This is a genomic window from Methyloceanibacter marginalis (genome assembly GCF_001723295.1).
GTDB lineage: Bacteria > Pseudomonadota > Alphaproteobacteria > Rhizobiales > Methyloligellaceae > Methyloceanibacter > Methyloceanibacter marginalis.
The window spans coordinates 1-16,094 of record NZ_LPWD01000424.1 but is presented as its reverse complement, the minus strand read 5'-3'; the positions used below and the strand labels follow the sequence as shown (position 1 = coordinate 16,094).

Genomic DNA, 16,094 nt, shown 5'->3' with positions numbered 1-16,094 from the left:
GATCCACTGTCCGTTCTCGGTACGGCCGGTGATCATGCCGACGTGGTGCGACCAGACAACGACGGCGCCGACGCGCGGGCCGTTCAGGGGACGGCCGCGATTGGCCCAGTTCCGGGCGAGATTGTATTCGGGACCGCCGCCAAGCTGGGTCCGCATCCACCAGCCGCACCAGCGCGCCGCTTCGCCCCGACGCTGTAGCGCCCGGCCGAGGTCCTCGTGGTTTTGGCGGCCCTGCCGGACCTCGTGGTCTCGCCCTGGTCTGCCGCCGGTGAGGCATTCTTGGTGAACGGCGACGGGAAGGCTTTCGCGGGGGCGAGCGGCAGGGCGCTCGCCAGGATCAGAACAGTCAGCGTCATGAACAACGCATGCGCAGCACGCATCGGCTACTCCTTACTCGTTACTCTTTGGGGTGGATGACCGGCGAAGACTCGGCCGGTCCGCGCGAGAACCGCGCGCCGCGCAAGCTACGGAAAAATAAGACGAAAACTGGCAGATGAAGCGGCCAGGATGGGTCCATTTCTAGGCCCGGGTGGCACCCTGAGAGGTCTCAACCGGCAAAACCGCCGAAATGCGGGCGTTTGACCCTTCACGCGCCCTCAACTAGAAGCGGCTAGAGAGACGCCATGTCGCACAACAGCTTCGGTCACCTGTTTCGCATCACCACCTGGGGCGAGAGCCACGGGCCGGCCATCGGCTGCGTGATCGACGGCTGCCCGCCGGGCATTCCGATCACCGAAGCGGAGATCCAGACCTTCCTGGACAAGCGCAGGCCCGGCCAGTCGAAATACACCACCCAGCGGAAGGAGCCCGACACGGTCGAGATCCTGTCCGGCGTGTTCGAGACCGAAGACGGCGAGAAGGTCACCACCGGCACGCCCATCGCGCTTCAGATCAAGAATGTCGATGCGCGGTCCAAGGACTATGGGGACATCAAGGACAAGTTCCGCCCCGGCCACGCGGACTACACCTATTTCCTGAAATACGGCGTGCGGGATTGGCGCGGCTCGGGGCGCGCTTCCGCCCGCGAGACGGCGGTGCGGGTCGCCGCCGGCGCCGTGGCGCGGAAAGTCGTGCCGGGCTTACGGGTGCGCGGCGCGCTGGTGCAGATCGGCCCGCACCAGGTCGACCGCGGCGGACTGGGACTGGGGCGAGGTCGACAACAACCCCTTCTTCTGCCCGAGGCCAAGACGGCGAGGGTCTGGGCGGCGTTTCTCGACGAGGTCCGCAAGAGCGGCTCGTCGGCGGGCGCCGTGATCGAGGTCGTCGCCGAAGGCGTGCCGGTCGGTCTCGGCGCGCCGCTCTACGCCAAGCTCGACCAGGACATCTGCTCGGGCCTGATGAGCATCAATGCGGTGAAGGGCGTGGAGATCGGCGCCGGCTTCGCCTCGGCCGCCTTCTCGGGCGAGGAGAACGCCGACGAGATGCGTATGCACCCGAACGGCACGCCGGAGTTCATGTCCAACAATGCGGGCGGCATTCTCGGCGGTATCTCGACGGGTCAGCCAGTGGTCGCGCGCTTCGCGGTGAAACCCACGTCCTCGATCCTCAACACGCGCAAGACCATTGATATGTCCGGCAGCGACACCGAGGTCTCGACCAAAGGGCGCCACGACCCCTGCGTCGGCATCCGCGCCGTGCCGATCGGCGAGGCGATGATGGCGCTCGTGCTAGCCGACCATTATCTGCGCCACCGCGGCCAGACCGGCCAGGGCTAAGCCTGCCGACATGGCACGAGGGCAGCTCGATTCCTTCTCAACTTACTCCTACCGCGACGATCCCTCGGTTCCCGACTTTCCAGACGAAACGCCATTGATCGTGTTCGATGGCGTTTGCGTGCTCTGCAACGGATTCGCGCGGTTCGTGGCCAAACGTGACGTTGCCAAGCGTTTTCGTTTCGCGGAGGCCCAGTCTCCTCTCGGCGAAGCGCTCTACCGCCACTACGGACTGGACGATGTCGACTACGAAACCAACCTGCTGATCCAAGACGGACGAGCGTACGGGCGGATGGAGGCGTTCGTTCACATCGTGAGCCAGCTGGGCGGCGCATGGCCCACCGTGCGATTGATCCTCGGATTGCCGCGCCCGATGCGCGATTGGCTCTATGACCGTATCGCCAAGAATCGGTATCGCCTGTTCGGCCGCTATGATGCCTGTCCGGCCGATCGGACTGATGCCATTGGCGAAAGACTGATCGGATGACACGTCGGCCTCTGTTCCATCGTGTGTACGGTGATGCTTTGGCTGAAATTCCGCGCCCCATCGTGCTGCTGCACGACATCGGCGCGGGACGGACCCGGCAGGGCGCCGCAACAATTAGGGTGGGGCGATCATTTATCGCGAAAGTCGTCCGCGCCGCCGCCGGTCTTCCTCCCGCGGACGAACAGGTTCCCGTGACGGTCGAGATGACGGCCAACGAGGACGGCGAAATCTGGCGCCGTCGGTTCGGCGATTTTCCGCTCGACACCCGCGTGCGACCAGGGAAAGCGCCGGCCACGATCGAGGAAACCCTCGGCCCGGTGACGGCAATCTTGCGGCTCGTCCCCGACGAAACCGGCGTGCAGCAAATCCCGGAAGGCTATCGTCTGCTCGGTTTATCGCTTCCGGGAGTCTTGTGGCCGGACCTAGACGTTCGCGAGAGCGCCGAAGGGGGCGTCTATCGATTCAAAGTTGTCATGCGTCTGTGGGGCGTGCTGATTCAGAGCTACGAAGGATGGCTGGAAACGACGGACGGGACATGACGTTCGAGCGCATCGTCATCTTGACCGGCGCGGGGCTGTCCGCCGAAAGCGGTCTCAGCACCTTCCGCGACGCGGATGGGCTGTGGGAGCAGTACGACGTGGAAGAGGTCGCGACGCCGGAAGGCTTCGCCCGCAACCCAGTCAAGGTTCACGACTTCTACAATGTGCGGCGCGCCAAGGTGAAGAACGCCAAGCCCAACGCCGCCCATGCGGCTCTGGCGCGGCTCGAGCAGGACTACGCCGGCGACGTGCTGACCGTGACCCAGAATATCGACGGGCTGCACGAGGCCGCCGGCTGCACCCACCTGATCCACATGCACGGGGAACTCTCCCGCGCGCTCTGTGCCCGTTGCGGCACGAGCCTGCCCTGGGATCGGGACCTGTCGCTCACCACTGCCTGCCCGCTCTGCCATAAGGCAGGCTTCCTCCGGCCCGACGTGGTCTGGTTCGGCGAGATGCCGCGGGAGATGGAGCGCATCTACGAAGCTCTTTCCCGATGCGACCTATTCGTCGCCATCGGCACGAGCGGCACGGTCTATCCGGCGGCCGCTTCGTGGCCGAAGCGCAGAACGCCGGTGCGCATACCGTCGAGCTCAATCTCGATCCGTCCGAAGGGGCGAGCCTGTTCGCCGAGGTCCATTACGGCCTGGCGACGGTGGTGGTGCCGGCCTTCGTCGAGAAATTGCTCAATGGCTGACGCTGTCATCCGCCTCGTCGGCATGAAAGGACTCAGCGCGTCAGATGCGCGACCGTCTCGACATGGCCGGAAAACAGAAACTGGTCGACGGGCACGACCCTGGTGATGCGGTAGCCGCCGTCGACCAAAATACGGAGATCGCGGGCGAGCGTGCCCGGATTGCAGGACACGGCGACCAGGCGTTTCACCTTGGACTTCGCGAGCTGCTCGGCTTGCGCCGCCGGCCCCGCGCGCGGCGGATCGAAGACCACCGCATCATACGGCTTCAGCTCCTGCGGCCCGAGAGGCATGCGGAACAGGTCGCGCGCATGGTGCGGACCGGTTTCAGCTTCGGCGTAATGGCGGGCGGCTTCGGCGAGCGCCGCAAGCGCCGCCTCGTCGGACTCGTATGCGTCGACGGCGCACAATTCCGCCAACGGGAAGGTGAAGGTGCCAAGCCCGGAAAAAAGATCGGCGACACGCTTCGCCTTGCCGATGCCCGCCAGCACGAGCTCCGTCATGACCGCTTCGGCTTGCGGGACCGCCTGGAGGAATGCATCGGGAGGCGGCTTCACCTGCGCCGGCCCGAGCCGCACGCTGGGCGCGGCCAATAAGAGGCTGTCGCCGTCGACCGTGACGCGCGCGACGCCAAGCTTTCCGGCCTCCGCCGCGAGCTTGGCGAGCGCGGTTTCTTTTGGCCGAACACCGTGCACCACAACGTCGAGGCCGGTGCCGGTTTCGGTGACGCCGACACGCGCTTCGCGCTTGTTGCCGAGAAGCGGGGCCAAGACCGCCTTCAGCTTGGGAATACGCGAGACGATCGCCGGGGACAGGATGGGGCAAACATCGATGTCGATGAGGTCGTGCGAGCGGGCGCGGCGATAGCCGAGCACGAGGCCTTGTGCGTCGCGGGCGAGCGAGAGCGTTGCCCGGCGGCGGCTTCCCAGAGGCACGGGTCGCACCGGCTCAACCTTCGTATCGAGACCGCGGGACCTCAGGGCCTGCACCACGAGATCGCGCTTCCAGGTAAGATAAGCGTCCGTCTCCAGGTGCTGAAGCGTGCAGCCGCCGCAAATGCCGAAATGGGGACAGACCGGATCGACCCGTTCGGGACTTCGCGCCAGCACGTCCACAAGCGTCGCGTTCTTGCCGTCGGCGTCTACCTCGATGCGGACCCGTTCGCCCGGCAGCGCGAAGGGCACAAAGAGCGGACCGTCAGGGGTTGCGGCCACGCCATCGCCTTGGGCGCCGAGCCGGTCGATCTCGACCTCAATGGGCACGGCATGCCCCGATGAGAAACTCGACATTGCCGCTGCGGCCGGTGATAGGGGATTGGATCACGCCGAGCACCCGCCAGCCTTCGTCTTCGAGAAAATCGCGGACCCGGGCTATAGCCCGGTCCCGGTCCTTCTCGTCACGCACGATGCCGCCTTTGCCCACCGCCTCGCGGCCGGCCTCGAATTGCGGCTTGATCAGTGCCAGCAGCCAAGCGTTTTCGCCGGCGCGTTTCAGGGCGGCCGGCAGCGCCTGGGTCAGACTGATGAAACTCACATCGGCGACGATGGCCGCGACGGGCTCAGCGATCAGCGTCTCGTCGAGCCGCCGTGCATCGGTCGCCTCCAGAGAGACGGCTCGCGGGTCGGCCTTCAAGACCGCATGCAGCTGATCGCGGCCCACATCCACGGCGTAGACCTTGGCCGCGCCACGCGCGAGCAAGACCTCGGTGAAGCCGCCGGTCGATGCGCCAACGTCAAGCGCCACCCGGCCCTCCGGCGAAAGCCCGAAGGCCTCGAGCCCCGCCTGGAGCTTGAGCCCGCCCCGGGAAACGTATTGGGTCTCCTCCGCCGACACGGCGAGCGGCTCCTCGTCGGTCACCAGGGCGCCCGGCTTCGACGCAGGCACTCCGGCCACGGTGACGCAGCCCCGGCGCACGAGGTCCGCGGCGCGGGCCCGGGAGGGCGCCAGCCCCTCCTCCACCAATCTTTGGTCGATGCGTCTTTTTTTGTAGCTGGCCAATTTCGGTTCTCATATGCTTCGCTTCGCGTCGGGAATCCTCGCGCGCGGTCGAGGCCGGGAGCGGCCGCCACCGCATCATACACATACTGCGAAGCGCCCCGCTCAGCGCGCCCTCGCGGAGGTCTCGTGAGCCCAGAGTCGACGGCTTACCTTACCGAGAAATGCGAAGTCCGAAATCGCGACGTAGCCGGCGGCTATGCCGTCTTCGCCCGGTCCGTCATCGAGCCAGGTGAGCTTGTCGGCGTGTGGAGCGGCCGCATCGTGACCACGGACGCGCTCGATACGCTGCCCGAGGCGATCAGGCACCACACCGTGCAGATCGAGGAGAATCTGTTCCTCGCCTCGACGAGCGAGAACGAGCCTCCGGACTTCATCAATCACGCTTGTGAGCCGAACGCCGGGCTCGACGGCCAGATCGCCATCGTCGCCTTGCGGCGTATCCTGCCCGGCGAGGAGGTGACCATCGACTACGCCATGTGCGATGGCTCGCCCTACGACGAGTTCGATTGCGCCTGCGGCTCGGCTCTGTGCCGGGGCAAGGTGACGGGTAACGACTGGCGCGATCCAGTTTTGTGGAAGCGTTATGCCGGCCATTTCTCGCCTTACCTTCAAAGGCGCATCGACGCCTTGCGCGCGCAAGCACGGCGCCGACCAGGGCGCAAGCAGGCCCTCGTGCTGACTGCGGGCGAAGCCGCCGACGGGACCCGATGAAGCCCGGCGAGTGTCCCAGGCGCCTCAGAGCGCCTTCCCTCCTCCTCCCCAACCAACCGCGTCAATCCTAGGAGCGCGACTATGCTGCTTATCAGCACCTATGTGGCGCCGAGTTCCATCGAAGGGCTCGGCGTGTACTCTGACGAATACGTGCCGTGTGGAAGCCTGATCTGGAGCCTCAACCCGAAGTTCGACGTCTTCGTCAACGAGATCGAGCTCGGGTCCCTGCCTGCCCATGTGCGGAGCTACATCGCCCGCTACAGCTATCCTCATTTGGAAATGCCGGGCTGCCGGGTGATCGACGTGGACAACGGCAAGTACATGAACCACAGCCTGGCGCCCAACACCGACTTTCGCATCTTCGACAAGGGCTATGCCTTGGCCGATATCGCCCGCGGCGAGGAAATCACCTGCAACTACCATGAGTTCGATCCGGACTTTGTCGGCTTCATGCCGGACATCGCGGCGGCCGCGCGCGTGCAGCCGCTGAATGCCACCGCGCCATAGCCGCATCTCGCTTTGGCGATGCCTTGTAGAGAGGGGTTAACCACCATCCTCCGCCTTGCCGCGTTTGCCAAGGTCAGCCTGGTAGACTAAGCAAGAGCGCCTTGAAATCGTCCCTTGCGAGCGTCCTATGACAAAGCGCCTCTTGCTACCTGTCCTCCTCGCCGCCGCCCTGCTCGCCGGCATGGCGCACGGGGCATATGCCCAAGGCAGCAACCACTGGCAGGCCAAAGCGAGCGGGAGCTTCGTGACGCTCCGCTACGGGCCGCTCGATGAGCGGGAGAAGCCGCTCTTCCTTTTGTCCTGCTTGAACGGCGTCAATATCGCCGTGCTCTCGGTCTATATGGACTTCCCGCAAAGAGAGCCCGGCGACGCCATCACCATCAAGCTGAGCGCGGGTGGCCAATCCACGTCGGTGGCGGGCGAGTCGGCGCAGGAAGATGGAACCGGCGTCATCTACTTCGAGGCCGGCGACATCGCGGTGAAGCCCATTCTCAAGGTCTTGAGCGAGACAGGGCAAGTGTCGATGACCACCGGCGCGATCGGCAACGATCTTTCCGAGCCCGGCCGCCTCGCGGCGGTCAGCGAATTCGCCAAGGACTGCAAGCTCAACTAAGCGAGGCGGACGGCGCCGGGTTTGGCGTCCTTGCCAAGCGCGGCGAACACCGCGGCGACGATGCCTTGCGCATCGAGGCCGGCTTCCGCGTACATCGCCTGCGGTTTGCCCTGCTCGATGAAGCGGTCGGGGAGCCCGAGCGTGCGGACTTTCAGCCCGCGGTCGAGCAGGCCTTCGCCCGCGAGCGCATGCAGCACTTGCGTGCCGAAGCCGCCCATGGACCCCTCCTCCACGGTGATCAGCACTTCGTGATTCTTGGCGAGATCGCGAATGAGATCCATGTCGAGGGGCTTGGCGAAGCGCGCATCGGCCACGGTGGCCGGGAGCCCATAGCCCGCCAGCTCGTCGGCCGCGCTCAAGCACTCGGTCAGCCGGCGCCCCGAACGAAAGAAGCGCCACGGCGGAGCTTGGCGCACGATGCGGCCCTTGCCGATCTCGAGCGGCGTGCCCCGCTCGGGTAGCGCCACGCCCGTGCCCTCGCCGCGCGGATAGCGAAAGGCCGACGGCCGGTCGTCGATCGCGGCGGCGGTGGCCACCATATGCATCAGTTCGGCCTCGTCGGCGGCGGCCATGACGATCATGCCCGGAAGGCACGAAAGAAACGCCGTGTCGAAAGTGCCGGCATGGGTTGGGCCGTCGGCGCCGACGAGCCCCGCACGGTCGATGGCGAAACGCACCGGCAGTTTCTGCACCGCCACGTCGTGCACCACCTGGTCGTAGGCGCGTTGGAGGAAGGTCGAGTAGATCGCCGCGAAGGGCTTATAGCCTTCCGCCGCGAGACCTGCGGCAAAGGTCACGGCGTGCTGCTCGGCGATGCCCACGTCGAAACAGCGCTGGGGCAGGCTCTCGGCGAACGTATCGAGGCCGGTGCCCGACGGCATGGCCGCGGTGATGGCGACGATCTTGTCGTCGGCGCGCGCCTCGGCGATCAGCGCCTTGGCGAACACTTTGGTATAGCTCGGCGGGCCGCCGGCCGGCACTTTCTCTTGCGTGCCGGTGACCACGTTGAAGCGGCCAACGCCGTGATATTTGTCGGCGGACTCCTCGGCCGGACCGTAGCCCTTGCCCTTCTGCGTCACCACATGGACCAGGATCGGCCCGTTCTGCATCTTCTTCACGTTGCGCAGCACGGGCAGCAAATGGTCGAGATTGTGCCCGTCGATCGGGCCGACATAGTAGAAGCCGAGCTCCTCGAACAGCGTGCCGCCGGTCCAGAAACCGCGCGTGAACTCCTCGGCGCGGGCGGCGCGGCGGAACCAGCTCTTGGGCAGAAGCTTGTGGGCCGCCTGCTTCATCCAGCGGCGGAAGCTGCGATAGGTACCGCCGGAGATGAGCCGCGCCAGATGCGCGCTCATGGCGCCGACGGGCGGGGCGATCGACATGTCGTTGTCGTTGAGGATGACGATCAGGCGCGAATCCATGGCGCCCGCATTGTTCATGGCCTCATAGGCCATGCCCGCGCTCATGGCGCCGTCGCCGATCACGGCGATCACATTGTTCGAGCCGCCGGCAAGATCCCGGGCCACGGCCATGCCCAGCCCGGCGGAGATCGAGGTCGAGGAGTGCCCGGCGCCGAAGGTGTCGTATTCGCTCTCGGCGCGCTTGCAGAAGCCGGACAGCCCGCCCGGCTGGCGCAGGGTCCGGATGCGGTCGCGGCGGCCGGTCAGGATCTTATGCGGATAGGCCTGATGGCCGACGTCCCAAATCAGCTTGTCGCGGGGCGTGTCGAAGACGTGATGCAGCGCCACGGTGAGCTCGACCACGCCCAGCCCTGCGCCGAGATGGCCGCCGGTGACGGACACCGCGCTCACCGTCTCCCGCCGCAGCTCGTCGGCGAGCTGCTTCAGCTCCTCGTCGGCAAGGCCGCGCAAGTCCTTGGGCGTCTGGATCGTGTCCAGCAAAGGCGTGGCAGTCTCAGCGCTCATATGTTGCCCCAGCAAAGTTCCGGAAAAAGCCCCAGAAGGATCAGCACGTTATACCTTGATTGGCCCCTGCTATGTGGCCTTCGGAAGCCCGGGCGGCAAGGCCTTGGACCTTAGCGGAGAGACCGCCCCGCCCCAAGGCGTTTGTCGGCGGCGGGGACCCGCTAGTCCTCCACGTCGAGCGGCTCGGCGCCGGTCGGCTCGCCGTTCTGATTGAGGGTGATCTTCTCCACGCGCGCCTCCGCCTGGCGCAGCAGCCCGTCGCAATGGGCGCGCAGGGCCTCGCCCCGCTCGTAGATCAGAATCGAGGCTTCGAGCTCCACATCGCCCTTCTCCAGGCGATCGACGATGGTCTCGAGCTCCTTGAGCGCGGCTTCGAAGCTCATGGTCTTGATGTCGGTTTCGGTGGGGGTGGCCATGGCTTGGCTTAACTCTTTCGTTTGGACGCCTCAAGCACCCATCAGGGTTTTGACATGGACCGCGCTCGAATCGGCGAGCGCCTCCAGATCGTAGCCGCCTTCGAGGGTCGAAACGAGCTTGCCGCCGGCGTGTTTCGCGGCCGCCGCCATCAGTTTCTCGGTGACCCAGGCGAAATCCGGCTCCAACAGCCTGATCTGGGCCAGCGGGTCTTTCAAATGCGCATCGAAGCCGGCGGAGACCAGGAGGAAGTCCGGCGCGAACTTGTCGAGCGCGGGCAGGATGCGCGCCTCGAAGGCGGCGCGGAAATCCTCGCTCCCGTCGCCGGGCGAAAGAGGCGCGTTGCAGATATTGCCGACGCCCGTCTCGTCCTTGGCGCCGGTCCCCGGAAACAGCGGCATCTGGTGGCTGGAGCCGTAGAACAAATCCTTGTCCTCCCAGAAGGCGGCCTGGGTGCCGTTGCCGTGATGCACGTCGAAATCGATCACCGCAATGCGCTTCGCGCCGTGCTTGGCGCGCGCGTGGAGCGCCCCCACCGCCACCGAGTTGAACAGGCAGAAGCCCATGGCCTTCGAGGGTTCGGCATGATGGCCCGGCGGACGAACGGCGCAGAACGCATTGTCGGCCTCGCCGGTGGCCACTTGATCCACGGCGCGGAGCACGGCGCCTGTGGCGCGCAAGACCGCCTCCCAGCTTCCCGGCGACACCACCGTGTCCGGGTCGAGCCAGTTGTGATTCTGCTTGGGAATCTCCGCCTGCACCATCTCCACATAGGCCTTGGGATGCAGGCGCTCGATGGCGTCGAGATCGGCACGCGGCGCCCGCTCGCGCTTCAGGTCCGCGAAGTCCTTGCCGGCCAGCGCATCCTCGATGGCGCGCAGGCGGTCGGCACGCTCGGGATGGCCGAAGCCCGTATCGTGTTCCAAACAAGCGGGATGGGTGAGAAGCAGCGTGGTCATAGGCCGGTCATGATAGCCGAGAGTTGCGCGGGCGACAGCTTGACCCGCCCCTGGTAACACGCGAAATGGGGACCGACCATGCCCGTTCTCCCCGCCACCGAAGAGGCCATTTCCCAAGCCGCGCAGGCGCTTGCCCGCGGTGAGATCGTGGCCTTTCCCACCGAGACCGTCTATGGGCTCGGCGCCGACGCACGCGACGCGCGCGCCGTCACGAAAGTCTTCGCGGCCAAGGACCGGCCGCGTTTCAACCCGCTCATCGTGCACGTGCCCGATATCGCGGCGGCGGAGACCTATGCGCCTTTCGACGATACGGCGCGGAAGCTGGCGGAGGCGTTCTGGCCTGGCCCGCTGTCGCTGGTCCTGCCAAAGCGTCCGGCAAGCGGCATCGCGGATCTTGTCACGGCCGGCCTCGACACGATGGCGCTGCGCGCACCGAACCACGCGATTGCGCAAGCTCTGCTCAAGCAACGCAGCTGCCCATCGCTGCGCCCTCCGCCAACCGGTCCGGGCGGAATCAGCCCAACAGACGCAACCCACGTGGCGGCGGAGCTCGGCGATCTTCCCGCGATGATCCTCGACGGCGGACCATGCGCGCGCGGTCTGGAGTCGACGGTGGTGCGCGTCACGGGCGAGACACCGGCGCTGCTGCGGCTCGGCGCCGTGCCCCGTCAAGAGATCGAGGCTGTTCTGGGACATCCGATTGCGCTGGCGGACGAGGACGCGCCCATCGCTTCCCCAGGCCAGCTCGTACGCCACTACGCGCCGAATACGCCGTTGCGGCTCGACGCCACGGAGGTGGAGCCGGACGAAGCGCTGCTGGCGTTCGGGCCATCGGCGCCACAAGGCGCGCTCACGACCATCAATCTGAGCGCCGCCGCCGATCTGGCGGAAGCCGCGACGAAACTCTTCGCCAGCTTGCGGGCGCTCGACCAATCGGGCGCCTCACGCATCGCCGTCATGCCTGTTCCCGACCAGGGGCTGGGCGAGGCCATCAACGACCGCTTGCGGCGCGCGGCCAAGGCGCGCTAGCCCTCACCCATGAGCGAGACCCCGAAGCTCCTCCCGCCGACCGCCGACACCATCGAGACGCTGGTGCGTATCGTCGGCGCTCAGCATGCCTTACGCGACGAAGCCGGCATGGCCCCGTATCTGACCGAATGCGCGACCGCTATCGCGGCCAAGCGGCGCTCGTGCTCAGGCCCGGTTCAACCGACGAGGTCGCCGCGATCCTCAAATGCGCCAACGCGGCGCGGGTCGGCATCGTGCCGCAAGGCGGGAATACGGGCCTCGTCGGCGCGCAAATCCCCGATGAGAGCGGCAGCCAAGTCGTTCTCTCGCTCACGCGTCTCAACCACGTGCGCGACGTGGACCTCGCGTCGAACACCATGACCGTGGAGGCGGGCCTGACGCTCGCCATGGCGCAGCAAGTGGCCGAGAGCGCGCATCGCCTGTTTCCATTGAGCCTCGCCTCGGAAGGAAGCTGCCAGATCGGCGGCGTGCTCGCGACCAATGCCGGCGGCCTTGCCGTGCTCGCCTACGGCAGTGCGCGCGACCTGGCGCTCGGCCTCGAAGTCGTGCTGGCCGACGGGCGCGTTTGGCACGGGCTGAAAGCGCTGCGCAAGGACAACACGGGTTACGACCTCAAGGACCTATTCATCGGTTCGGAAGGTACGCTGGGCGTTATCACCGCGGCGGTGCTGCGCCTGTTCCCGCGTCCCAAGGAGCGGGTGACCTGCATGGCGGGATTGAACGATCTGGCGCGCGCGCGGAATTCTTCACCCGGGTGCATGAGGCCGGGGGCCGATGTTGACGGCCTCGAGATTCTGCCACGCATCGGCATCGAATTCGCGGTGAAGCACGGCAACGACACGCGCGAGCCCTTCCCCGCCCCACACGCCTGGTATCTGCTGTTCGACTTGACGAGCCCGCGCGTGGGCGAGGAACCGCACCTTCTGGCCGAGACGCTGCTCCAGGAAGCGATCGAAGGCGGCGAGATCGCCGACGCCATTGTCGCCACCTCGATCAAGCAAGCGCAGGATTTGTGGCGCTTGCGCGAGCTGATGAGCGAAGCGCAGAAGCCTGAAGGCGGCAGCATCAAGCACGACGTGTCGGTGCCGGTGGCGCGTGTGCCGGAGTTCATCGCCCGCGCCGACCAGCTCGTGGAGCTGATGATCCCCGGTGCCCGGCCCGTACCCTTCGGTCATCTCGGTGACGGCAATATTCACTACAACGTGAGTCAGCCCATCGGCATGGACAAGGACGTGTTCCTCGCCAACTGGGAGACGCTGAACACGGCGGTGCATGAGATCGTGCTCGATCTCAACGGCTCGATCAGCGCCGAGCACGGCATCGGCCGCATGAAGCGTGATCTTCTGCCCCACGCCAAGGGCGAAGTGGCGGTCGCGCTGATGCGCAAGATCAAGGAGAGTTTCGACCCGAACGGCATTCTCAATCCGGGCAAGCTGCTAGTGAAAAACCTCCGCACAAGACCCAAGACGACAAGTGGATCGCGATCGACGACTATATCGCCGAAAACTTCCTCGATGACGATCCGGCCCTCGACGCGACGCTTGCGGCAAGCGAAGCCGCCGGACTGCCCGAGATCCAGGTGGCGCCGCTGCAAGGCAAGCTCCTGATGATGCTGGCCGCATCGCTCGGCGCGCGGAACATCCTCGAGATTGGCACCCTTGGCGGCTACAGCACCATCTGGCTGGCGCGGGGGCTCGCCGACGGCGGGCGTGTCGTCACGCTCGAGCTCGATCCCGGACATGCAGCAGTGGCCCGCAAGAACTTCGAGAACGCCGGCCTCGCCGACCGCATCGAGGTGCGCGTGGGCGCGGCGCTCGACACGCTCGCTGCGCTGCACGCCGAACATGCCGGGCCGTTCGATCTCATTTTTATCGATGCCGACAAGCCAAGTACGCCGGACTATTTCGATTGGGCCGTGAAACTCTCGCGCAAAGGCACGCTCATCGTCGTCGACAACGTGGTGCGCGAAGGCGCGATCCTCGCCGCGCAGAGCGAGAACAAGCATGTGAAGGGCTTACGGGGCTTCTATGCGCGCGTTGCCGCCGACCCGCGCGTGACCGCCACGGCCATACAGACCGTGGGCAATAAGGGCCATGACGGGCTCGCGATCGTGCGGGTGATTGCGGAGCCGGACTAAGCTCCGAGCTTAGAGTTGGCCTTCCATCTTGCGCGTGGCGCTACGGGTCACTTGGCTTTGCGGAGCGTTGCACTTCTTGAGATAGTCTTCTTTGTCATCGCCGGTAAGGTGCGATTGGCGGCCTGCTTCTGGCAAATCTCCGGCATTTCCGCTGCAGTCGCCTGTTGACCTCCGCCTTCTCCGCCCTCTCCGCTCACTTCCTCATCTGCGGCGTATACGGGATTGGCCGCGAGGGCGAGGGCCGTGACGGCGAAACAAATCGTCGGTAACGAGAGTTTGCGGTTCATGTTGCGGATCCTCTACGTTATCCTTTCTCGGACACACCTATCGCTATCACACAGGGCGTTACCCTCCAATCCCTCGATGGTGACGCCGGCTATTAAATTTTGTTCAGGCCGATAGCGGTCCGAAACTTGAGCGCAGTTCAGTTGCGCGCAGTACATGGGAGGTTAGCTTGAAAAAACTTAGCTTAGCCCTTGCATCGGCCGCCGTCGCCGTCGTTGCAGTTTCGGCGATGCCCTCTCAGGCGTTTGCTTGCTATTGCGAGGCTCGGAGCAGTTCTGCGTGGGGGTGGGGTCAGCACGCGTCTTGTGGCTGGGCGGAAAGCAAGGCTTTGCTTGAATGCGCCAAGCGCACGCCTCGCGGCAGCTACTGCTGGATAACTTTTTGCCGAGGCTAACCGATTGCGCTGTATGACCCGCGTCCTTGTAATGCTGTTTGCGGCTCGCGCGCGCCGTTAGCGATCCTTCGTCTCCGCCAGCAATTCGGCGTGCGCCGCTTCGATGGCCTTCATGTCTTCGTCGCTGACCTTGGGGAACTCAAGGTCTAGCTTCTCCAACTGCTCTATGAGCGCACCGGCGACGACAAGCCGGGCGAACCACTTCTTGTCGCACGGCACCACATACCACGGCGCATGCTTGGTCGCGGTATTGCGGATCGTGTCCTCATAGACCTCTTGATACTGGTCCCACAGCTTTCGCTCCTCGACGTCGTAGGGAGAGAACTTCCAGGTCTTGTCCGGATCGTCGACCCGGGCGAGCAGTCGCTTCAGTTGCTCCTCCTTCGAGATGTTCAGGAAGAATTTGAGCGGCACGGTCCCGCTTCGCACAAGGTGCCGTTCCCAATCATTGATGTCCTGGTAGCGCTCTTTCCAAATGTCCTTGCTCACGAGCTTCTCCGGAATGTTCTGCTTCTCCAGAAGCTCGGGATGCACACGCACCACGATGGTCTCCTCATAGTAGGACCGGTTGAAGATCCCAATGCGGCCGCGGATCGGTAGCGCGACGGTGCAGCGCCAGAGAAAGTCGTGCGCGAGCTCGAGATGGCTCGGCTGCTTGAAGGAGTGCACGGAGCAGCCCTGCGGATTGACGCCTGACAGCACATGCTTGATGACGCCGTCCTTGCCGGCCGTGTCGATGCCTTGCAGCACCATGAGAATGGCCCACTTGCCTTCCGCGTAGAGGCGCTCCTGAAGCCTGGCGAGCTTCTTGACGCCGACTTCCAAGATCTCCTTGCCGTCCTCCTTGTCGAAGTCGACATCGCCGGTGTCGCCGGGGTCGAAATCCTTGAGCTTGAACTTATCCCCATCGGTGACGCGGTAACGCTCGATGATCTTGTCTGGCAGCATGCTCCTCCCCTTCTCGCTTTCGCCTTTAGAGCAGCCGCAGCTGCAACGGCTCTTGGATGCCGGGCTCGTCTTTGCGTGAATCGTTGATCTTCGGATCGAGCTCGACCGCTTCGAACAGATCGTCGGCGGCGGGGCCGATCATGGCAAGGGCTTCCTCGGCGCTGACCCGCTTGGCATCGAGCCAATCCTCGTATTGTTCCGGATCGAGGATCACGGGCATACGATCGTGCAACGCGGCCACGGTACGGTTGGCCGCGCAGGTGAGAATGGTGACCGTGTCGAGCTCGCCGCCTCGGGGATCCTGCCAGCGCTCATACAGCCCGGCAAAGGCGATCAAGCGCGGCGGATGCGGCATCAAGTGGAACGGCCGCCTTTTCCCTTTCGGCCCCGTCCACTCGTAGAAGCCGTCGGCCGGGATCAGGCAGCGCCTTCGGCGCACCGCATGGCGGAAGGATGGCTTCGCCAGCACCTCTTCCGAGCGGGCGTTGATCAGGGTCGGAAATTTCTTCGGGTCCTTGACGAAGCCGGGCAGCAACCCCCAGCGCATCAACCGGAACCGGCGCGCGCCCGCTTCGTCGAGCAGCACGACGGGAATGCCTTGCGTCGGGGCAATGTTGTAGCGCGCCGGGAAGTTGGGGGTGTCGGCGTAGCCGAAATAGGCCCGCACGGCCTCCGGAGGCGAGGTCAGATTGTAGCGGGAGCACATACAGAGTCTTCCGGTAATGCTTTGGCAATCATAATC

The 16,094-nt window shown here is 65.3% G+C and carries 16 protein-coding genes and 2 pseudogenes; 10 read left to right on the top strand and 8 right to left on the bottom strand.

Annotation, left to right across the window (positions count from 1 at the left end; genetic code table 11):
- Window positions 1-623: 623 nt before the first annotated feature.
- The 4 genes and pseudogenes from aroC (at window position 624) to AUC71_RS14630 (ending at window position 3,435) form a co-directional block, all read left to right on the top strand.
- Complete coding sequence (aroC, locus tag AUC71_RS14645) at window positions 624-1,715, top strand: chorismate synthase (protein WP_069624834.1); 1,092 nt, start codon at window positions 624-626, stop codon at window positions 1,713-1,715.
- Window positions 1,716-1,725: 10 nt separating this feature from the next.
- Entirely contained in the window at window positions 1,726-2,199 is a 474-nt protein-coding gene (locus AUC71_RS14640) for a thiol-disulfide oxidoreductase DCC family protein (protein ID WP_069624833.1), read from the top strand.
- 62 nt (window positions 2,200-2,261) lie between these two features.
- Window positions 2,262-2,738 carry a DUF4166 domain-containing protein gene (locus AUC71_RS14635; RefSeq protein ID WP_158007880.1) on the top strand — a complete coding sequence of 159 codons (477 nt, stop codon included), beginning with the start codon at window positions 2,262-2,264 and terminating at the stop codon, window positions 2,736-2,738.
- A pseudogene (locus AUC71_RS14630) lies at window positions 2,735-3,435 on the top strand (NAD-dependent deacylase). Before AUC71_RS14635 ends, AUC71_RS14630 begins: the two are co-directional and overlap by 4 nt.
- Before the next feature lie 32 nt (window positions 3,436-3,467).
- Here the strand turns inward: AUC71_RS14630 and AUC71_RS14625 are convergent.
- The gene (locus tag AUC71_RS14625; RefSeq protein ID WP_244500989.1) at window positions 3,468-4,694 is read right to left on the bottom strand and encodes a class I SAM-dependent RNA methyltransferase; all 1,227 of its coding nucleotides are present in this window, start codon (window positions 4,692-4,694) and stop codon (window positions 3,468-3,470) included.
- A complete protein-coding gene (locus AUC71_RS14620) occupies window positions 4,684-5,430 on the bottom strand; it encodes a TlyA family RNA methyltransferase (protein ID WP_069624830.1) in 747 nt (248 codons plus the stop codon). The genes AUC71_RS14625 and AUC71_RS14620 overlap by 11 nt, the downstream gene beginning before the upstream one ends.
- Before the next feature lie 126 nt (window positions 5,431-5,556).
- On the opposite strand from AUC71_RS14620, the gene AUC71_RS14615 reads away from it, so the two are divergent.
- From AUC71_RS14615 to AUC71_RS14605, 3 genes are all read left to right on the top strand, one after another.
- Window positions 5,557-6,141, top strand: coding sequence for an SET domain-containing protein (locus AUC71_RS14615; protein WP_069624829.1), 585 nt, complete (start codon window positions 5,557-5,559; stop codon window positions 6,139-6,141).
- Between the two features lie 81 nt (window positions 6,142-6,222).
- A complete protein-coding gene (locus AUC71_RS14610; RefSeq protein WP_069624828.1) occupies window positions 6,223-6,648 on the top strand; it encodes an SET domain-containing protein-lysine N-methyltransferase in 426 nt (141 codons plus the stop codon).
- Between the two features lie 142 nt (window positions 6,649-6,790).
- Window positions 6,791-7,261 carry a hypothetical protein gene (locus AUC71_RS14605; RefSeq protein ID WP_158007879.1) on the top strand — a complete coding sequence of 157 codons (471 nt, stop codon included), beginning with the start codon at window positions 6,791-6,793 and terminating at the stop codon, window positions 7,259-7,261.
- Here AUC71_RS14605 and dxs read toward each other — a convergent pair.
- The 3 genes from dxs to AUC71_RS14590 all read right to left on the bottom strand — a co-directional run bounded on the left by dxs (window position 7,258) and on the right by AUC71_RS14590 (window position 10,559).
- Window positions 7,258-9,186 (bottom strand): 1-deoxy-D-xylulose-5-phosphate synthase, encoded by a 1,929-nt coding sequence (gene dxs / locus AUC71_RS14600; RefSeq protein WP_069624826.1) that lies wholly within the window; start codon window positions 9,184-9,186, stop codon window positions 7,258-7,260. The two genes, AUC71_RS14605 and dxs, sit on opposite strands and share 4 nt — an antisense overlap.
- 161 nt (window positions 9,187-9,347) lie before the next feature.
- Entirely contained in the window at window positions 9,348-9,602 is a 255-nt protein-coding gene (locus AUC71_RS14595; protein WP_069624825.1) for an exodeoxyribonuclease VII small subunit, read from the bottom strand.
- 30 nt (window positions 9,603-9,632) lie between these two features.
- Complete coding sequence (locus tag AUC71_RS14590) at window positions 9,633-10,559, bottom strand: histone deacetylase family protein (protein WP_069624824.1); 927 nt, start codon at window positions 10,557-10,559, stop codon at window positions 9,633-9,635.
- A gap of 78 nt (window positions 10,560-10,637) precedes the next feature.
- Between AUC71_RS14590 and AUC71_RS14585 the strand changes: the two genes are divergently transcribed.
- The 3 genes and pseudogenes from AUC71_RS14585 to AUC71_RS14580 all read left to right on the top strand — a co-directional run bounded on the left by AUC71_RS14585 (window position 10,638) and on the right by AUC71_RS14580 (window position 13,725).
- Window positions 10,638-11,588, top strand: a complete 951-nt coding sequence (locus AUC71_RS14585) for an L-threonylcarbamoyladenylate synthase (protein ID WP_069624823.1) — start codon at window positions 10,638-10,640, stop codon at window positions 11,586-11,588.
- A gap of 9 nt (window positions 11,589-11,597) precedes the next feature.
- A pseudogene (locus AUC71_RS18170) lies at window positions 11,598-13,027 on the top strand (FAD-binding oxidoreductase); the annotation flags it as partial.
- Between the two features lie 140 nt (window positions 13,028-13,167).
- Window positions 13,168-13,725: an O-methyltransferase gene (locus AUC71_RS14580; RefSeq protein ID WP_244500986.1), complete on the top strand. Its 558-nt coding sequence runs from the start codon at window positions 13,168-13,170 to the stop codon at window positions 13,723-13,725.
- 47 nt (window positions 13,726-13,772) lie between these two features.
- Here AUC71_RS14580 and AUC71_RS18935 read toward each other — a convergent pair whose 3' ends face one another.
- The 3 genes from AUC71_RS18935 to AUC71_RS14570 form a co-directional block, all read right to left on the bottom strand.
- Window positions 13,773-14,012 carry a hypothetical protein gene (locus AUC71_RS18935; protein WP_141701740.1) on the bottom strand — a complete coding sequence of 80 codons (240 nt, stop codon included), beginning with the start codon at window positions 14,010-14,012 and terminating at the stop codon, window positions 13,773-13,775.
- Between the two features lie 449 nt (window positions 14,013-14,461).
- Window positions 14,462-15,352 (bottom strand): polyphosphate kinase 2 family protein, encoded by an 891-nt coding sequence (locus AUC71_RS14575; protein WP_069624821.1) that lies wholly within the window; start codon window positions 15,350-15,352, stop codon window positions 14,462-14,464.
- 25 nt (window positions 15,353-15,377) lie between these two features.
- The coding region (locus AUC71_RS14570) for an SOS response-associated peptidase (RefSeq protein WP_141701739.1) at window positions 15,378-16,094 on the bottom strand (717 nt) is incomplete at its 5' end.